The organism is Sphingomonas sorbitolis (genome assembly GCF_036663875.1).
GTDB lineage: Bacteria > Pseudomonadota > Alphaproteobacteria > Sphingomonadales > Sphingomonadaceae > Sphingomonas.
This window is the reverse complement of sequence record NZ_JAXOJS010000004.1, coordinates 54,687-69,352: the sequence shown is the minus strand read 5'-3', so window position 1 is coordinate 69,352 and position 14,666 is coordinate 54,687. Positions and strand designations below refer to the sequence as shown.

The following is a 14,666-nucleotide window of genomic DNA, read 5'->3' as shown; positions in this document are numbered from 1 at the left end:
CGGGTAGTGTCGAAAATTGCATCCGATCCCGACCCCAGGACTGCGCTCGCGACGCTGGCGGCGGCGCGCGGCGATAGCCTTGCGGCGCTGTCGGCGATGCTCGGGCGCAATGCGGCGTATCTCCAGCAATATGTCCGCCGCGGATCGCCGCGAACCCTAGGCGAACGCGATCGGCGATTGCTGTCGGCCTATCTCGGCGTGAGCGAGGTCGTGCTCGGCGCACCACCTCATCGCGCGACGGGTTTCCGGATCCGCAAACTCGATGTCGCTGCGTCCGCAGGGCCGGGTGCGCAGATCGATGGCGAAATCGTGCTGGGCACGGACACGCTAGACCCTGGCCTAGCGCGGAGACTCGGGTTGAAGGACGGGCAGGCGGCGATCATTCGGGTCCGTGGCAATTCGATGGAGCCGGGGCTGTTCGACGGCGATCACATCGTAGTGGATACCGCGGACCGGACGCCGCGTGCGAAGGGCGGGGTGTATGTCATCCGGATCGACGACGCGGTGATGGTGAAGCGGGTTGCGTTGGCAGGTGGGCAGCTGGTGGCGACCAGCGACAACCCCGCGGCGGGACCGATCCCGAAGGGACGGATCGCCGTGATCGGCCGCGTCGTGTGGCAAATGCGCGAGCCGCGTTGAGGCGGTGAACGTATCGGGTCCGTGCGATCCTCCCCCGCAAGGGGGAGGTGGCAGGCGTGAGCCTGACGGAGGGGGAGGAAAGAGCAACCGCCGTTGCGTGTCCTCCCCCTCCGTCCCCTTCGGCGACACCTCCCCCTGGCGGGGGAGGATCGCGAGTTCGATCTGTCCGGGTCCGCCTGTCTGTGCCGACCACCGCTCGTGCCGACTTTCGTTCGTGCTGACCCCCGTTCGTGCTGAGTAGCGACCGAGTAGCTCCGTCAGGAGCGTATCGAGGGCGCGTATCGAAGCATGGGGGCCGCGCGCCAACCTGTCCTTCGATACGCCGTCTCGATACGCTGCGTTGCAGCTACTCGACGGCTACTCAGGACGAACGGATGGGGGTGGAAAGGCAGGAGTGGCCTTCTACCGCCGGTCCTTAACCCACACCAGAACCGCAGCAATCACGCCCAGTCCCGTCCCGACCAGAAACCCCGGCGTGGCCTGCCCGATCGCAAAGCCGACTCCCGCGCCGCCCAGCATGCCGAGCGCGACGAGGAACCCGCCCGCGGCGCTGGGGTCCTTGTGGGGGGGGAGGGTGTCGCGGGAAGTCGGATCGGCCATCGCCCTGTCCTGCCACGCGCCGCGCCCGGATGCCAGCTACCCGCCGCTGCTCGATGCTCCCTATCCGGTTTATGCGATGCCGACCTCACGTCGCGCTGGGCTACTATATGCTGCGGTCGAGCGCCCACGCCTCATGACACGCCTATGCCCGGATGAAACGTGGCGGAAATACGGCGTTACATACTGTTCCGCCACGACAAGCCCGGCTAGGAGCCGGACATGGTGTTCCGCGTCGGGCGAGCCGGGCCGGCCGCCGCCTTTTTCGTTCTGACGACCGCCGGGGCCGTATCCGCCGCGGGCGCACAGACCACGCCTGCTCGCGCGCAGACTTCGACGACGCCACCAGCCGGCGCGGCGGCCGATACGCCGATGTCGCTCGATCCCAATTCGCCGCTCGCCGCGCTCCCCGATATCGGTGTCGCCTGGCCTGACCTCGCGAGCTCGCCGATGGACCCAGCGGCGACAATCGCCGCGGTCGATGCCAATGAGGAGAGCCGCTATGCCTGGCGGATCGATGGTATCGACGGGATCAACGACGCCCTTCTCCGCCAGCGGTTCGCCGCCCTGTCGACGCTCGACGCGAACGATCACCAGGCTGCCAACGCCGCGCAACTCGATCGCCGGGCGCGCGAGGATGCCGACCTGCTCAACAGCCTGCTCCGCGCGCAGGGCTATTACGACGCCAACGTCGTCACGCGGGTCGAGCCCGGCGCGAAGCCAATGGTCGTGCTGTCGGCCACCCCCGGCACGCTCTACACCTTCAAGGGTGTGACGATCGACGGCATAGCCGCGGCGGGCGACAAGGCGCCGGGCCTCGTCACCGCGTTCGGCGTGAAGCCCGAGGATCCGGTCAATTCCGACGCGATCGTCGCGGGCCAAGCCAAGCTGACGACGCAGATCGGCCGCGAGGGCTTTCCGTTCGCCAAGGTCGGCGACCCTGCGATCGTCGTCGATCACGCCACGCGCACCGCGACGCTCGATCTGTCCGTGCAACCCGGCGGCGCGCGCAAATTCGGGCAGATCGTCGCACTCCCCGGCAACCGCGTGTTCGGCGCCGACCACGTCGCGGAGATCGCGCGCTTTTCGCCGGGCGATCTGTACGACGCGACCAAGCTGGACGATCTCCGCCGTGCGCTGATCCAGACCAGCCTGGTGTCTTCGGTCGATCTGAAGCCGGTGCAGGGCGCGACTCCCGACACCGTCGACGTCGCGGTCAAGCTCGACCCCGCGCCGCCGCACACCGTCGCGGGCGAGCTCGGCTACGGCACCGGCGAAGGCGCGCGCGCGGAACTCAGCTGGACGCACCGCAACCTGTTCCCGCCCGAGGGCGCGCTGACGCTGCGCGGCGTGTTGGGAACGCAAGAACAGCTCGGCTCGATCGTGTTCCGGCGCAACAATTTCCAGGCGCGCGACCGTGTGCTGACGCTCCAGGCGTCCGCGGTGCACACAAACCGCGACGCCTATGATGCGAAGACGTTCTCGCTCGCGGGCAGCCTCGAGCGCCAGACCAACATCTTCTTTCAGAAGACTTGGACTTGGTCGGTCGGTGCCGAGCTGCTGGCGTCGGACGAGCGCGACGTGATCCTGTCGACCGGCGATCCGCGCCGCCGTACCTTCTTCATCGGCGCGCTGCCGACCAGCCTCAATTACGACGGCTCGGACGACCTGCTCAATCCGACCAAGGGCTTCCGCCTCGGCGGGCGGCTCAGCCCCGAAGTATCGTTGCAGGGCTCGGTGTTCGGCTATGCGCGGACCCAGTTCGACGGCAGCGTCTATCAGCCGTTCGGCGAGCGCGTGGTGCTTGCCGCGCGCACCCGGCTCGGCACCATAGTGGGCGCGCCGCGCGATCAGGTCGCGCCGTCGCGGCGTTTCTACGCCGGCGGCGGCGCGTCGGTGCGCGGCTATGGCTATCAGTCGATCGGCCCGCGCGACCCCAATAATGATCCGATCGGCGGCCGCAGCCTGACCGAATTCTCGATCGAGGCGCGGGTGCGCGTGCTCGGCAGTTTCGGAATCGTGCCGTTCCTCGACGCGGGCAACATCTACACCTCGCCGCTGCCGAAATTCACCGGGCTGCAATACGGCACCGGGATTGGCGTGCGCTATTATTCGAACTTCGGGCCGATCCGTCTCGACGTCGGCACGCCGATCAACCCGCAACCGGGTGACAGCCGGATCGCGGTGTACGTGTCGCTGGGGCAGGCGTTTTGACCGAGGAGGCTCTCCCAAAACGCCGGATCGCGTGGTGGCGGTGGATCGTCAGCGCCATCATGGCGTTGCTCGTGATCGTCGGTACCGCGTTGCTCATCGTCGACACGGGGATCGGCCACCGCTTCGTCGCGGACCGGATCGCCGCGATCAAGACCGCCAACGGGCTACGCTTCACGGTCGGGCGGATCGACGGCTCGCTATACGGCGATACGCGGCTGATCGATCTGCGCGTGTACGATCTTGAGGGGCTGGTCTTCCAGGCGCCCAACGTCACGCTCGACTGGTCGCCGTTCGACTGGTTTTCGAACCGGCTCGAGATCCAGCGGCTGATCGTCGATCGCGCGATCCTGACCCACACGCCGCGCACTCGGCCGTCCAAGACGCGCGGCCCGATCCTGCCCGATTTCGATATCCATATCGGCAAGCTCTCGGTCGGGCGGCTGACGCTGGCGAAGCGCGTGCTGGGGACGCAGCGGATCGGCACACTCGAAGGCCGTGCCGACATTCGCTCGGGTCGGGCGCTGGTCGACCTGAAGGCACGCGTTGCCGGCAGCGACGATCTGAAGCTGCGGATCGATGCCGAGCCCGCACGTGATCGCTTCGACATCGACGTCGCCGCAAAGGGGGCCGCGGGCGGTGTGCTCGCGCGGATGGTGAAGGCGAAGGGGCCGGTCGCGCTCGCGGTCACCGGTGACGGCAGCTGGGCGAAGTGGAACGGCCGCGCGAACGGCATGGTCGGCGCGACCCGAGTCGTCGATCTCGCGCTCGCACAAGTCGCCGGGCGCTACACGCTGTCGGGTACGCTTTCGCCGTGGTCGCTGCTGCATGGTCGCCTGCAACGGCTGACCGCGCCACGCGTGCTCGTCAACGGCAGCGCGGGGTTCGCTAACCGTCGGCTGGACGGCCAGCTTTCGCTCCGCACGCCAGCGCTCGCGATCGATACGACGGGGATCGTCGATCTCGGCGCAAACGCCTACCGCGACGTGCGGATCAAGGCACGACTGCTGCGACCGCCTGCGCTGTTCGACAACATGACCGGCAACATGGTCGAGCTCCGCGCAATCCTCGACGGCCCGTTCGCGACCGCAGCGTTCGACTACCGCCTCGACGCGAGCCGCTTCGCGTTCGACCAGACCGGTTTCGAGAACGCGCACGCCGCCGGCAAGGGCCGCCTGTCCGCCGCGCCGGTGACCGTCCCGATCCGCTTCACCGCCGCGCGCGTGACCGGAGTCGGCAGCGTGGCGGGCGGGATCCTGCGCAGCCTGTCGGTCGACGGGCTGCTCCGCGTGACGCCGACGCTACTCACCGGCGACGCCCTCAAGCTCCGGTCCGACAAGCTCACCGGCAGCATCAATCTGGCGGTCGACCTGCGCAACGGTCAGTTCGAGGTCGGCATCAACGGTGGCTTGGGGCGGTATCTGATCCCCGGTCTCGGCATCGTCGACGTGAAATCGACCTTGCGGGTCGTCCCCGGCCCGAACCGCAAGGGCACGCGCGTCATCGGCCAAGGCAGCGCGCAGATGGTGCGGCTTGACAACGCCTTCTTCCGCAGTCTCGCGGGCGGGTTGCCGCGGATCACCACCGACCTCGAACGCACCACCGACGGCGTCCTGCACTTCACGAACCTCGTGCTAACCGCGCCGCAGATCCGGCTGACCGGCAATGGGTATCGCCGGCGCGATGGCACTTTCCATTTCGAGGGCGGCGGGCGCCAGCAGACCTACGGCCCGCTCACGCTCAAACTCGACGGCCAGATCGAGAAGCCGACGCTCGACCTCGTCTTCGCCAGCCCCAACGCCACGCTCGGCCTGTCGAACATCCGCGCGCATCTCGATCCGACGCCGCAGGGGTTCGCCTTCACCGCAGCCGGCGGATCGCGGCTCGGGGCGTTCACCACCAACGGCGCGATCCTGTTGCCACCGGGCGCCGGCGCGACGATCCAGGTCGCCGCGCTCAAAGTCGCCGGCACGCGCGCGAGCGGCAATGTCGCGGTGGTCGATGGCGGCTTCAACGGCGCGCTGGCAGTCGCAGGCGGCGGTATCTCGGGTGAACTCCTGTTCCGCCCGGTCGGCCAGATCCAGCGCATCGAAGGGCATCTCGCCGCCAAGGCCGCGACGCTCGACACCGTCGCGCTCCGCTCGGGCAAGCTCGATTTCGTCACGTTGCTCGATCCCGCCGGCACCTCGATCGAGGCCACCGCGACCGGCCTCGGGCTGCGTCGCGGCGCGCTCAGCCTCGCCCGGCTCAACGGGTCCGCGTCGCTCCGTGGCGGCGTCGGCACGATCAAGGCGTCGATCGCCGGCTCCCGCGGCCGGGCGTTCGACATCCAGAGCGTCACGCAGGTCACCGCCAACAGCTACGCGATCTCGGCGCAAGGCACGCTCGATGGCCGCCCGCTGAAGCTGCTGACCCCGGCAATCGTCACCCAGGCCGAGGACGGCTGGCACCTCGCGCCGACCAGGCTCAGCTTCTCGGGGGGCGAGGCACAGATCGGCGGCCGCTTCACCGCCGCCAGCACCGCGATCGACGCCAGCCTGACGCGGATGCCGCTCGCGATCCTCGACATCGCCTATCCCGGACTCGGCCTCAGCGGGAGCGCGTCGGGCAGCGTCACGGTCGCGACCGCGAATGGCGCCGCGCCGACGGGGAAGGCGAACGTCACGATTCGCGGGCTTAGCCGCGCCGGTCTCGTCCTCTCCTCGCGCCCGATCGACGTCGGCGTCGCGGCGGTGCTCTCCCCCGACAAGCTCGGCCTGCGCGCGGTGATCGCCTCGGGCGGCAAGACGATCGGCCGCGCGCAGGCGCAACTCGCGCCGCTCGGGCAGGGCGATCTGGCGTCGCGGATCAGCAACGCCCGCCTGTTCGGCCAGCTGCGGTATAGTGGCCCCGCCGACACGCTCTGGCGGTTGACGGGCGTCGAGCTGTTCGACCTGTCGGGCCCGGTCGCGATCGGCGCGGACGTCGTCGGCACGCTCGCCAACCCGACGCTCCGCGGTATCGTTCAGGCAAACGGCGCGCGGATCGAGAGCGCGACCACCGGCACCGTCCTGTCCAACGTCCAGGCGACCGGCCGTTTCGGCGGATCGCGGCTCGTGATCGACCGGTTCGGCGCCGACGCGGGCAAGGGCGGCCGCGTAACCGGCACCGGCCAGTTCGAGTTCGCCGCCGCCAACGGTGTCGGTCTCGATCTGACCTTGCAGGCCGACAAGGCGGTGATGATCAACCGCGATGATATCGGCGCGACCGTCTCCGGGCCACTCACGTTCAAGTCGAACGGCTCGGGCGGCACGATCGCGGGCGACGTGGTGTTGAACAAGAGCCGCTACCGCCTCGGCCAGGCCACCGCTGCCAGTGCCGTCCCGCAACTCAACATCCGCGAGATCAACCTGCCCGATGGTGGCGAGGAGATCGAGACGCCGACCAAGCCCTGGACGCTGGCGATCAAGGCGCGCGCGCCGAACCAGGTGATGGTCAGCGGGCTCGGGCTTACCAGCGAATGGTCCGCCAACCTCCAGATCGCCGGCCAGCCCGAGAACCCGGCGATCACCGGCCGCGCGACGCTGATCCGCGGCGATTACGAGTTCGCCGGTCGCAAGTTCGAACTCGCGCGCGGCGTGATCCGCTTCGACGGACAGGTGCCCGCCAACCCCGCGCTCGATATCGAGGCGAACGCGGATTCGACCGGGCTCAGCGCGTCGATCCGGGTGACGGGGTACGCGCTGAAACCCGAGATCAGCTTCACCAGCACGCCGGCCTTGCCCGAGGACGAGCTGCTTTCGCGGCTGCTGTTCGGCACCTCGATCACCAATCTGTCCGCACCCGAGGCGCTGCAGCTGGCGGCGGCGGTGGCGGCGTTGCAGGGCGGCGGCAGCGGGCTCAATCCGATCAACGCGGTGCGCCGTGCGGCCGGGCTCGACCGTCTGCGCATTCTGCCGGCCGATCCGCAGACCGGGCAGGGCACCTCGATCGCGGCGGGTAAATACGTGACGCGGCGGCTGTATGCGGAGATCGTCACCGACGGTCAGGGCTATTCGGCAACCCAGGTCGAGTTCCAGGTTACGCGGTGGCTGTCGCTGTTGTCGAGCATCTCGACGCTCGGCCGCCAGAGCGCGAACGTCCGCGTGTCGAAGGATTATTGAGCAACCCCGTTCGGGCTGAGCAAAGTCGAAGCCGCTTCAGATGCGCAGGCCCTTCGACTTCGCTCAGGGCGAACGGTAAGGGAATTTTTTCGGTTTAGGACCCAGTCATGAAGCCCGTCATCTTCGGCCTGTCCGGCCCCGTCCTCACGCCCCAGGAACGCGCGTTCTTCGCCGAGTGCGAGCCTGCCGGCTACATCCTGTTCAAGCGCAACATCGTCGACCGCGCGCAGGTCCGCGCGCTGACAGATTCGCTCCGCGAACTGGCCGGACGCGACGATCTGGCGATCCTGATCGACCAGGAGGGGGGACGCGTCGCGCGGATGGGGCCCCCTGAATGGCCTGCATTCCCTGCGGGCCCGGTGTTCGACGCGGCGTACGAGCGCGCGCCGATGACCGCGATCCAGGCGGCGCGCGCAAACGGGCAGGCACTGGGGGTGATGCTCAGCGAGGTCGGCATCACCGTCGACTGCGCGCCGCTGCTCGACGTGTCGCAGCCGGATACGACCGAGGCGGTGTCGTGCCGCACCTACGGGTCGGACCCGATGCGGGTGGCGGCGTTGGGTCGGGCGATGCTCGAGGGTCTGGCAGAAGGCGGCGTCGTTGGTGTCGTCAAGCACATGCCCGGTCACGGTCGCGCCAAGCTCGACACGCACCACCACCTCCCGACAGTCACCGCAACCGATGCCGAGCTCGAGATCGACCTCGAACCGTTCCGCACGCTCAACCAGGTACCGATGGGGATGACCTCGCATATCGTCTTCGACGCGTGGGACGCCGACCGCCCCGCGACGCTGTCGCCGATCGTGATCGACCGGATCATCCGCGAGCGGATTGGCTTCGACGGGCTGTTGATGACCGACGATATCGACATGAAGGCGCTCTCCGGCACCGCTGGCGACAAGGCGGCCGGCGCGATCGCGGCTGGGTGCGATCTGGTGCTCGATTGCTGGGCGCGAATGGACGAGATGGTCGAGATCGCCGGGCGGCTGGAGGAAATCTCGCCAGCGGCGCGCGCGCGGTTGGACCGGGCGATGGCGTCGGTCGGGGCGGCGAAGGGTAATTTTGCCGAACTGATCGCTACGCGGGACGCGCTGTTGGCGCGGGTCTGAGCTTATTTAAGACTAGTGCACATCTCCCTATTCACCTCCCCGGCGGAGGCCGGGGTCCAGTTGGAGAGGTCGCAGTAACGAAGCGCGACGCCGACAATTGACGTCCCCCAACTGGGCCCCGGCCTCCGCCGGGGTGGATCTTTGGTAAGCGTGGTGCTTGGAACCTGTGCTTCGATACGCGCCTTCGATACGGCTCTGACGAGCTTACTCGGCCGCTACTCAGCACGAACGGTTTGGGGGGGGCGTCAGTTTGCGGGGAGAGCTTGAGGTTGCGTGACCCGCCCCATGAGCCAGAGCCACGTCACTCCATCCGCGCGCCAGCCGTCTCCATCGCCAGCGCCTTCTCGCGCCAAGCTACCGCACCACCCCGGGATGCACTGTTTTCCTGCATGCTGTAGCGTGCGCCAATGGACGACGCCCAACTGACGCTGGATCTCGACGGGTGGGAGGGGCCGCTCGATCTGTTGCTATCGCTCGCGCGCGGGCAGAAGGTCGATCTGCGGAAGATTTCGATCCTCGCGCTGGTCGAGCAGTATCTCGCCTATGTCGACTCCGCGCGCGCGCTGAAGCTGGAACTAGCGGCGGACTATCTCGTGATGGCGGCGTGGCTGGCGTATCTGAAATCGGCGTTGCTGTTGCCGCGCGATCCGCTCGCCGAGCCGGACCCGGAAGAACTCGCGCTGCGGCTGCAACTCCGGCTCGAGCGACTGAGTGCGATGCGCGAGGCGGGCGCCCGGCTGATGGCGCGCGATCGGACCGGGCGCGACGTCTTCCTGCGGGGCGCACCGGAGGGGCTGCGGACTGTGCGGAAGGCGGCGTGGCAGGCGGAAATCTTCGACCTGATCGCCGCTTACGGTCGGATTTCCGCACGGACGCGGCCGGTGATGCACGTTGTCGCCGACCGTGAGGTGATGACGCTGGAGGCGGCGCTGGAGCGCGTGTCGATGCTGGTCGGCGAACGGATCGACTGGAGCGTGATCGAGAGCTTCCTGCCCGAAGCAGGCGAACGGTTGCGGCGCTCGGCGCTCGCATCGAGTTTCGTCGCGGCGCTCGAACTCGCGCGACAGGGGAAGATCGACCTGCGTCAGGCCTCGCCGTTCGCGCCACTCTATCTCAGGGCGCGCGCATGACGCCGCCGGACGATTACGTGCGCGCGGTGGAGGCGGTGCTGTTCGCGGCCGAGAGCCCGCTGACGATCGACTCGATCCGCGCGCATGTCGGGGCGGGCGATGTCCGCGCGGCGCTGGACCGGCTGACGGCCGATTATGCCGGGCGCGGTATCCATATCGTCCGGCGCGGCGAGCGGTGGCAGTTCCAGACCGCGCCGGACATGGCGCACATGCTCCGCCGCGACCGCGAGGAGCCGCGCAAGCTCAGCCGCGCCGGCATCGAGACGCTCGCGATCATCGCCTATCACGAGCCGGTCACGCGCGCGGAAATCGAGGCGATTCGCGGGGTGCAAATCTTCAAGGGGACGCTCGATGTGCTGATGGAGGCGGGCTGGGTAAAACCGGCGGGGCGGCGCGAGGTGCCGGGGCGGCCGCTGATGTTCGCGACGAGCCCCGAATTTCTCGTCCATTTTGGGCTGGCGAGCCGCCGCGACCTGCCGGGGATCGACGATTTGCGCGCCGCCGGGCTGCTCGATCCGGTCGATCTCGCCTTCGATCGGCTCGAAGATAATGAAGATGGCGGGGGGATGGCGCAATCTCTGGCATTGGGACGGGATGAGCCTTAGATAGGGTCCAGTTTTCAGGAGAATGGCCATGGGCGGTTTTAGCCCGATTCACTTGCTCGTCCTCGCGGTTGTCGCGATCCTCCTTCTTGGCGGCGGTCGGTTCTCGAACCTGATGGGCGATGTCGCCAAGGGCGTGAAGAACTTCAAGAAGGGCATGTCGGAGAACGACGACGAGACGCCGGCCAAGCCGTCGGCGCGGATCGAAGCGCAGAAGTCTGCCGATCCCGCGTTCGATCGCGACGGCAATCGCGTCCGCGACGACCGTCCTGCCTGAAGCAAGCGTGCTTGAAGTTGGCAGAGTTGAAGACCCTAGATAGGCGCGGCTGAATGTTCGATATCGCGCCCTCCGAGTTCCTGCTCGTGGCATTCGTCGCGCTCGTCGTGATCGGTCCGAAGGACCTCCCCAAGGCGATGCGCGTGGTCGGCTATTGGGTCGGCAAGGCGCGCGGGGTCGCGCGACAATTCCGCTCGGGCTTCGATTCGATGGTTCGCGAGGCTGAACTCGAAGAGATGGAAAAGCGCTGGGCGTCGGAAAACGAACGCATCATGCGCGAGCATCCGCAGACGGGTGCGGACGCAGCGGCGGATACCGCGCAGGTCGTGCATTCGCCGGAAACGGACGAGCACCGGCGCGACTACCGGTCTATCGACGATGCGGACGATCACACGAACGAGCCGGTGATGGTCGAGAAGCCGGTAGTGGCCGCCGCTCCGTCCGACGGCGCACCCCCCGCCGGGTCATCGTCCCCCGCCGCCTCGTCCGGCACGGCTGCGGTTCCGACCGACCATGACGGTAGGCTGCACGCGGATCGTGACAAGGATGCTCTGGATACTCCGGTTTCGACCGTGGTCCATCCCGACGACAAGACCGGCAAGTCCGACATAGCGTCATCGTGAGCGTTATGGTTGTGAACGCCTCCCCAAACGCCGAAAGCATAGCATGAGCGAGATCGACGCAAGCCGGGCGCCGTTGCTCGACCATCTGATCGAGCTGCGGCGGCGGTTGCTGTACTGCATCGCCGCGCTGGTCGTGACGTTCGGGATCGCGATGTATTTTGCCGAGGATATCTTCGGCTTCCTGGTCCACCCCCTGCTCGCGGCGGGGCAGAACAAGGTGATCTATACCGAGATCTTCGAGGCATTCTTCGTCCAGATCAAGGTGGCGTTCTTCGCGGCGATGATGCTGTCGTTCCCGGTGATCGCGAACCAGCTCTGGCAGTTCGTCGCGCCGGGCCTGTACAAGAAGGAGAAGCGTGCGCTCCTGCCGTTCATCCTCGCGACTCCGGTGCTGTTCCTGACTGGCGCGGCGATGGCCTATTACATCGCGATTCCGATGGCGTTGCACTTCCTGCTCGGGTTCGACGGGATGGTCGGCGGGATTCACCGCGAGGCGCTGCCGGCGATCGGCAACTACCTCTCGTTCACGATGCAATTCCTGTTCGGCTTCGGGATCTCGTTCCTGCTGCCAGTGCTGCTGATGCTGCTGGAGCGGGCGGGGATCGTCACGCGTAAGCAACTGATCGGTGCGCGGCGCTACGCGATCGTTGCGGCCTTCGCGATCGCAGCGGTGCTGACGCCGCCGGATATCGGGTCGCAGCTGTTGCTGGCGATCCCGCTGGTCATTCTGTACGAACTCGCGTTGATCGGCATCTGGTTCACCGAGCGTAGCCGGGCAAAGGCCAAGGCGGTCGAGGGCGAGTCCACCGATATCGTCGAAAGCTGAAGGCTACCAAAGACCGATACGAAAACGGGGTCCGGTGCATGTGCACCGGACCCCGTTCCGTATCAAAAGCGCGAGGCTTACTTGGCGCTGTCTGCGGTCTTCGCGACGGTCTTGCCCGCCGATGCCACGTCCTTGCCTGCACCCTCAACGGTGTTGCATGCCGAAACCATGAGCGCGCCTGCGACGACAACCAATCCAACCAACTTACGCATGAAACTTCCTCCTAGAAAAGGCACGAATGCCACCGGGGGTGAAATGTTCGGGATCGCGGTTCGTTCCGATCGACCGGGCACTATTTGCGCGGATTCAGCGGCTTGCGCACGGGCATCGCGCACCGAACGATAAAGGCCCGGATGCATCACCGGGGGGGGGGAGGGTGATGCATCCGGGCCTATGACTTGGACAGCGAGAGCGGGGGGGCATAAAGTCGCTGTCCGAAATGTTGAACGGCGACCGCCCCAAGATGTTCCCGTCGCGCGACGATTATCCGAAAAAAAACTAGGGCTAACAAGTATTAACCGTAGGCGACTTGCTGCCGATCAGTCGCGTCCCTTGACCGTGAACGCGATCTCGTAGGCGCCGACCAGCGGGTCGTGGTGCAAGGGCGAGCGCAACTGCCGCGACAGGCCTTCCATGACGCGGCCATAGCGCACCACCGCCTCGCGGAATGCATCGCTCTCCACGAGGGCGCGCGAGACAACACGCAACAGCGCGCGTTCGGGGGCGTCGGCAGGCTTGACGACGATCCGGATCTGCGCGGCGGGATCACACGATATCGCCAGCTCGATCGTTTCGGTCGCCAGGAACGCGATCGCCACGGCGACGTCCTGATTGACCAGGTATGGATCGATATCGAGCGTGATCCCCAATCCATGCGATCGTTCGGACGCAGTCGCACGAATGTTCGCCGACAGTTCGCCGATCATCGTCCGCAGGTTCAGGCCGCGATTCTCTTCGAGTTCGGCGAAATGATTACGGTGGACCACGGCGAGCGCATCGACACGGCGCTGGATCGACGCATAGGCGACCGTCGCATCCTCGCTCGGCGCGCTACGCGCATGGAAATTGATGAGACTGGAAATGACCTGCAGGTTGTTCTTGACCCGGTGATGCACTTCGCGCGTCAATTTGGTCTGGCGGACGAGCCCCTCCGCGAGCCCGGCTTCGTGCAGGGCCACAGTCTGGCTGATCGCCTGGAAGGTGTCGCCGAGTTCGCGGATTTCCTGTGCCGGCAATGTCCGGACCTCGCCGAGATCGAGCGTCTCACCCGGTGTAAACGCGGCGACTGCACCCCGCAGGCGGCGGAGTGGTCGGATCAACAGACGGTCGACGACGAACCATGCGATGCTTGCTGCTGCGAGCCACATTAGCAATGGAAGCAGCATCGCCACGACCAGCGACGAGGTGACCGGCGCACTTCGGATGCTGGTGCGCAAGGCGATCCCGGCAACGCCCAGATCGGTCCGCATCGTCTCCATGCGATCGAGCGGGCGTTCGTCCGGGATGGTCTCGAGCGTCAAGGCATCTTCGTCGAGCACCAGCGCGCTGCTGAAGGTGAGTGCGCGGCTGGACGGGCGGCCGATCTTCTGGAGGAACGGCTGCGGGAAATAAGCGCGTGCGAACGTATCGCCACCGGGCCCGGAGATCGCCAGCACCAGCCCGCGGTTGGGGATGATATCCGCCGTGATCGGCATATCGGTCTGGCGGAGCGCCGCCGGCATCGGGATCGGCGTGCCGCATAATACGGTGCCGGCGCGGTCGGTGATGACGAACCGTGTGCCGGCGGAGGATTGCTGGGCGAACACGCCTTGGGCACGCGCGCAACTCGGCGCGTCGGCGGGATCGTTACCGAGAGCGTTCACCGCGACCCGCAACGCGGTCATGTCGCCGACCAACTCGATCGCGATCGCCCGCGCGCTTTCGTTCGCGGTCACGCGCAGGCGCGCCCGCGCCTCGGTATCGGCCAGGCGAGTCGTCTGGAAGGTTGCGAAAACGGCTATGAGCGCCAACGGCAACAATGCCGCGCTGAGGATCAGAAACAGCTTGGCGCCCGTGGGCAGCCGCCCCATCGCCGAAATCAGCCGGGTTTCGCGTCGGCCGTCGGTCTGGTCGTCATGCTCGGTGGCAATGGCGGTTACGGCGGGCTGAACTGGGATGGAATTTTGCGGCGAGGCCATGCGGCCCGCGCTCAGTCTAGCTTGCCGAGAAGGTCCAGCAGATCCTCCGGGATCGCCTCATCGACGGTTTTCTGATAAACCGAACGAAGGGCCGACCCCATTTGCTGATCCTTGTCCGGCCCCTTTGTGGAGGTGGTAGCAGGCACTGAATTCTGCGTGTCGTGGCCCAAACTCAAAACTTCCCCCTGCACGACGCGAACCTGATCATCTGGCATACCATGTCACAAAAGGGCGATATGCAAACCCGCCACGACGGATGTCGAGCGGGTTGCGGAGTCGCCTACGATGGAGGTGAAACCAAACACTGTCTCGTTAGTTCCCTGTTCAAGCGAA

12 protein-coding genes and 1 pseudogene are annotated in these 14,666 nt (G+C 66.9%); 9 read left to right on the top strand and 4 right to left on the bottom strand.

Annotated features, from left to right (window positions below):
* The first annotated feature begins 6 nt into the window (after nucleotides 1-6).
* Nucleotides 7-639, top strand: a complete 633-nt coding sequence (locus U1763_RS12415; protein ID WP_332755454.1) for a S24 family peptidase — start codon at nucleotides 7-9, stop codon at nucleotides 637-639.
* Between the two features lie 402 nt (nucleotides 640-1,041).
* Here U1763_RS12415 and U1763_RS12410 read toward each other — a convergent pair whose 3' ends face one another.
* Nucleotides 1,042-1,239, bottom strand: a complete 198-nt coding sequence (locus U1763_RS12410; RefSeq protein ID WP_132738033.1) for a hypothetical protein — start codon at nucleotides 1,237-1,239, stop codon at nucleotides 1,042-1,044.
* Nucleotides 1,240-1,458: 219 nt separating this feature from the next.
* On the opposite strand from U1763_RS12410, the gene U1763_RS12405 reads away from it, so the two are divergent.
* The 8 genes and pseudogenes from U1763_RS12405 (at nucleotide 1,459) to tatC (ending at nucleotide 12,156) form a co-directional block, all read left to right on the top strand.
* Nucleotides 1,459-3,450 (top strand): autotransporter assembly complex protein TamA, encoded by a 1,992-nt coding sequence (locus U1763_RS12405; protein WP_332755453.1) that lies wholly within the window; start codon nucleotides 1,459-1,461, stop codon nucleotides 3,448-3,450.
* 59 nt (nucleotides 3,451-3,509) lie between these two features.
* Nucleotides 3,510-7,589, top strand: a complete 4,080-nt coding sequence (locus U1763_RS12400; protein ID WP_332755801.1) for a translocation/assembly module TamB domain-containing protein — start codon at nucleotides 3,510-3,512, stop codon at nucleotides 7,587-7,589.
* A gap of 107 nt (nucleotides 7,590-7,696) precedes the next feature.
* Complete coding sequence (locus U1763_RS12395) at nucleotides 7,697-8,698, top strand: glycoside hydrolase family 3 N-terminal domain-containing protein (protein ID WP_332755452.1); 1,002 nt, start codon at nucleotides 7,697-7,699, stop codon at nucleotides 8,696-8,698.
* 407 nt (nucleotides 8,699-9,105) lie between these two features.
* On the top strand, nucleotides 9,106-9,828 hold the full coding sequence (locus U1763_RS12390) for a segregation and condensation protein A (protein WP_332755451.1): 723 nt from the start codon (nucleotides 9,106-9,108) through the stop codon (nucleotides 9,826-9,828).
* Nucleotides 9,825-10,433, top strand: coding sequence for an SMC-Scp complex subunit ScpB (gene scpB, locus U1763_RS12385; RefSeq protein WP_332755450.1), 609 nt, complete (start codon nucleotides 9,825-9,827; stop codon nucleotides 10,431-10,433). Before U1763_RS12390 ends, scpB begins: the two co-directional genes overlap by 4 nt.
* A gap of 28 nt (nucleotides 10,434-10,461) precedes the next feature.
* Nucleotides 10,462-10,707 (top strand): Sec-independent protein translocase subunit TatA, encoded by a 246-nt coding sequence (locus tag U1763_RS12380; protein WP_056416986.1) that lies wholly within the window; start codon nucleotides 10,462-10,464, stop codon nucleotides 10,705-10,707.
* Between the two features lie 53 nt (nucleotides 10,708-10,760).
* A pseudogene (tatB, locus tag U1763_RS12375) lies at nucleotides 10,761-11,013 on the top strand (Sec-independent protein translocase protein TatB); the annotation flags it as partial.
* A gap of 360 nt (nucleotides 11,014-11,373) precedes the next feature.
* Nucleotides 11,374-12,156, top strand: coding sequence for a twin-arginine translocase subunit TatC (gene tatC, locus U1763_RS12370; protein WP_132738053.1), 783 nt, complete (start codon nucleotides 11,374-11,376; stop codon nucleotides 12,154-12,156).
* Between the two features lie 77 nt (nucleotides 12,157-12,233).
* On the opposite strand, the gene U1763_RS12365 is transcribed toward tatC, so the two are convergent.
* The 3 genes from U1763_RS12365 to U1763_RS12355 all read right to left on the bottom strand — a co-directional run bounded on the left by U1763_RS12365 (nucleotide 12,234) and on the right by U1763_RS12355 (nucleotide 14,548).
* Nucleotides 12,234-12,368, bottom strand: a complete 135-nt coding sequence (locus tag U1763_RS12365) for an entericidin A/B family lipoprotein (RefSeq protein ID WP_132738056.1) — start codon at nucleotides 12,366-12,368, stop codon at nucleotides 12,234-12,236.
* Nucleotides 12,369-12,695: 327 nt separating this feature from the next.
* Nucleotides 12,696-14,225 (bottom strand): sensor histidine kinase, encoded by a 1,530-nt coding sequence (locus U1763_RS12360; RefSeq protein ID WP_332755800.1) that lies wholly within the window; start codon nucleotides 14,223-14,225, stop codon nucleotides 12,696-12,698.
* Nucleotides 14,226-14,344: 119 nt separating this feature from the next.
* Nucleotides 14,345-14,548 (bottom strand): NepR family anti-sigma factor, encoded by a 204-nt coding sequence (locus U1763_RS12355; protein ID WP_332755449.1) that lies wholly within the window; start codon nucleotides 14,546-14,548, stop codon nucleotides 14,345-14,347.
* Nucleotides 14,549-14,666: the final 118 nt, after the last annotated feature.

What these genes read in the sequence shown, in the direction of transcription:
- tatC (WP_132738053.1), top strand. Translation starts at nt 11,374, where the DNA reads ATGAGCGAGATCGACGCAAGCCGGGCGCCGTTGCTCGACCATCTGATC.
- U1763_RS12365 (WP_132738056.1), bottom strand. Translation starts at nt 12,368, where the DNA reads ATGCGTAAGTTGGTTGGATTGGTTGTCGTCGCAGGCGCGCTCATGGTT.
- U1763_RS12380 (WP_056416986.1), top strand. Translation starts at nt 10,462, where the DNA reads ATGGGCGGTTTTAGCCCGATTCACTTGCTCGTCCTCGCGGTTGTCGCG.
- U1763_RS12405 (WP_332755453.1), top strand. Translation starts at nt 1,459, where the DNA reads ATGGTGTTCCGCGTCGGGCGAGCCGGGCCGGCCGCCGCCTTTTTCGTT.
- U1763_RS12395 (WP_332755452.1), top strand. Translation starts at nt 7,697, where the DNA reads ATGAAGCCCGTCATCTTCGGCCTGTCCGGCCCCGTCCTCACGCCCCAG.
- U1763_RS12400 (WP_332755801.1), top strand. Translation starts at nt 3,510, where the DNA reads ATGGCGTTGCTCGTGATCGTCGGTACCGCGTTGCTCATCGTCGACACG.
- U1763_RS12410 (WP_132738033.1), bottom strand. Translation starts at nt 1,239, where the DNA reads ATGGCCGATCCGACTTCCCGCGACACCCTCCCCCCCCACAAGGACCCC.
- U1763_RS12360 (WP_332755800.1), bottom strand. Translation starts at nt 14,225, where the DNA reads ATGGGGCGGCTGCCCACGGGCGCCAAGCTGTTTCTGATCCTCAGCGCG.
- U1763_RS12355 (WP_332755449.1), bottom strand. Translation starts at nt 14,548, where the DNA reads ATGCCAGATGATCAGGTTCGCGTCGTGCAGGGGGAAGTTTTGAGTTTG.
- U1763_RS12390 (WP_332755451.1), top strand. Translation starts at nt 9,106, where the DNA reads ATGGACGACGCCCAACTGACGCTGGATCTCGACGGGTGGGAGGGGCCG.
- scpB (WP_332755450.1), top strand. Translation starts at nt 9,825, where the DNA reads ATGACGCCGCCGGACGATTACGTGCGCGCGGTGGAGGCGGTGCTGTTC.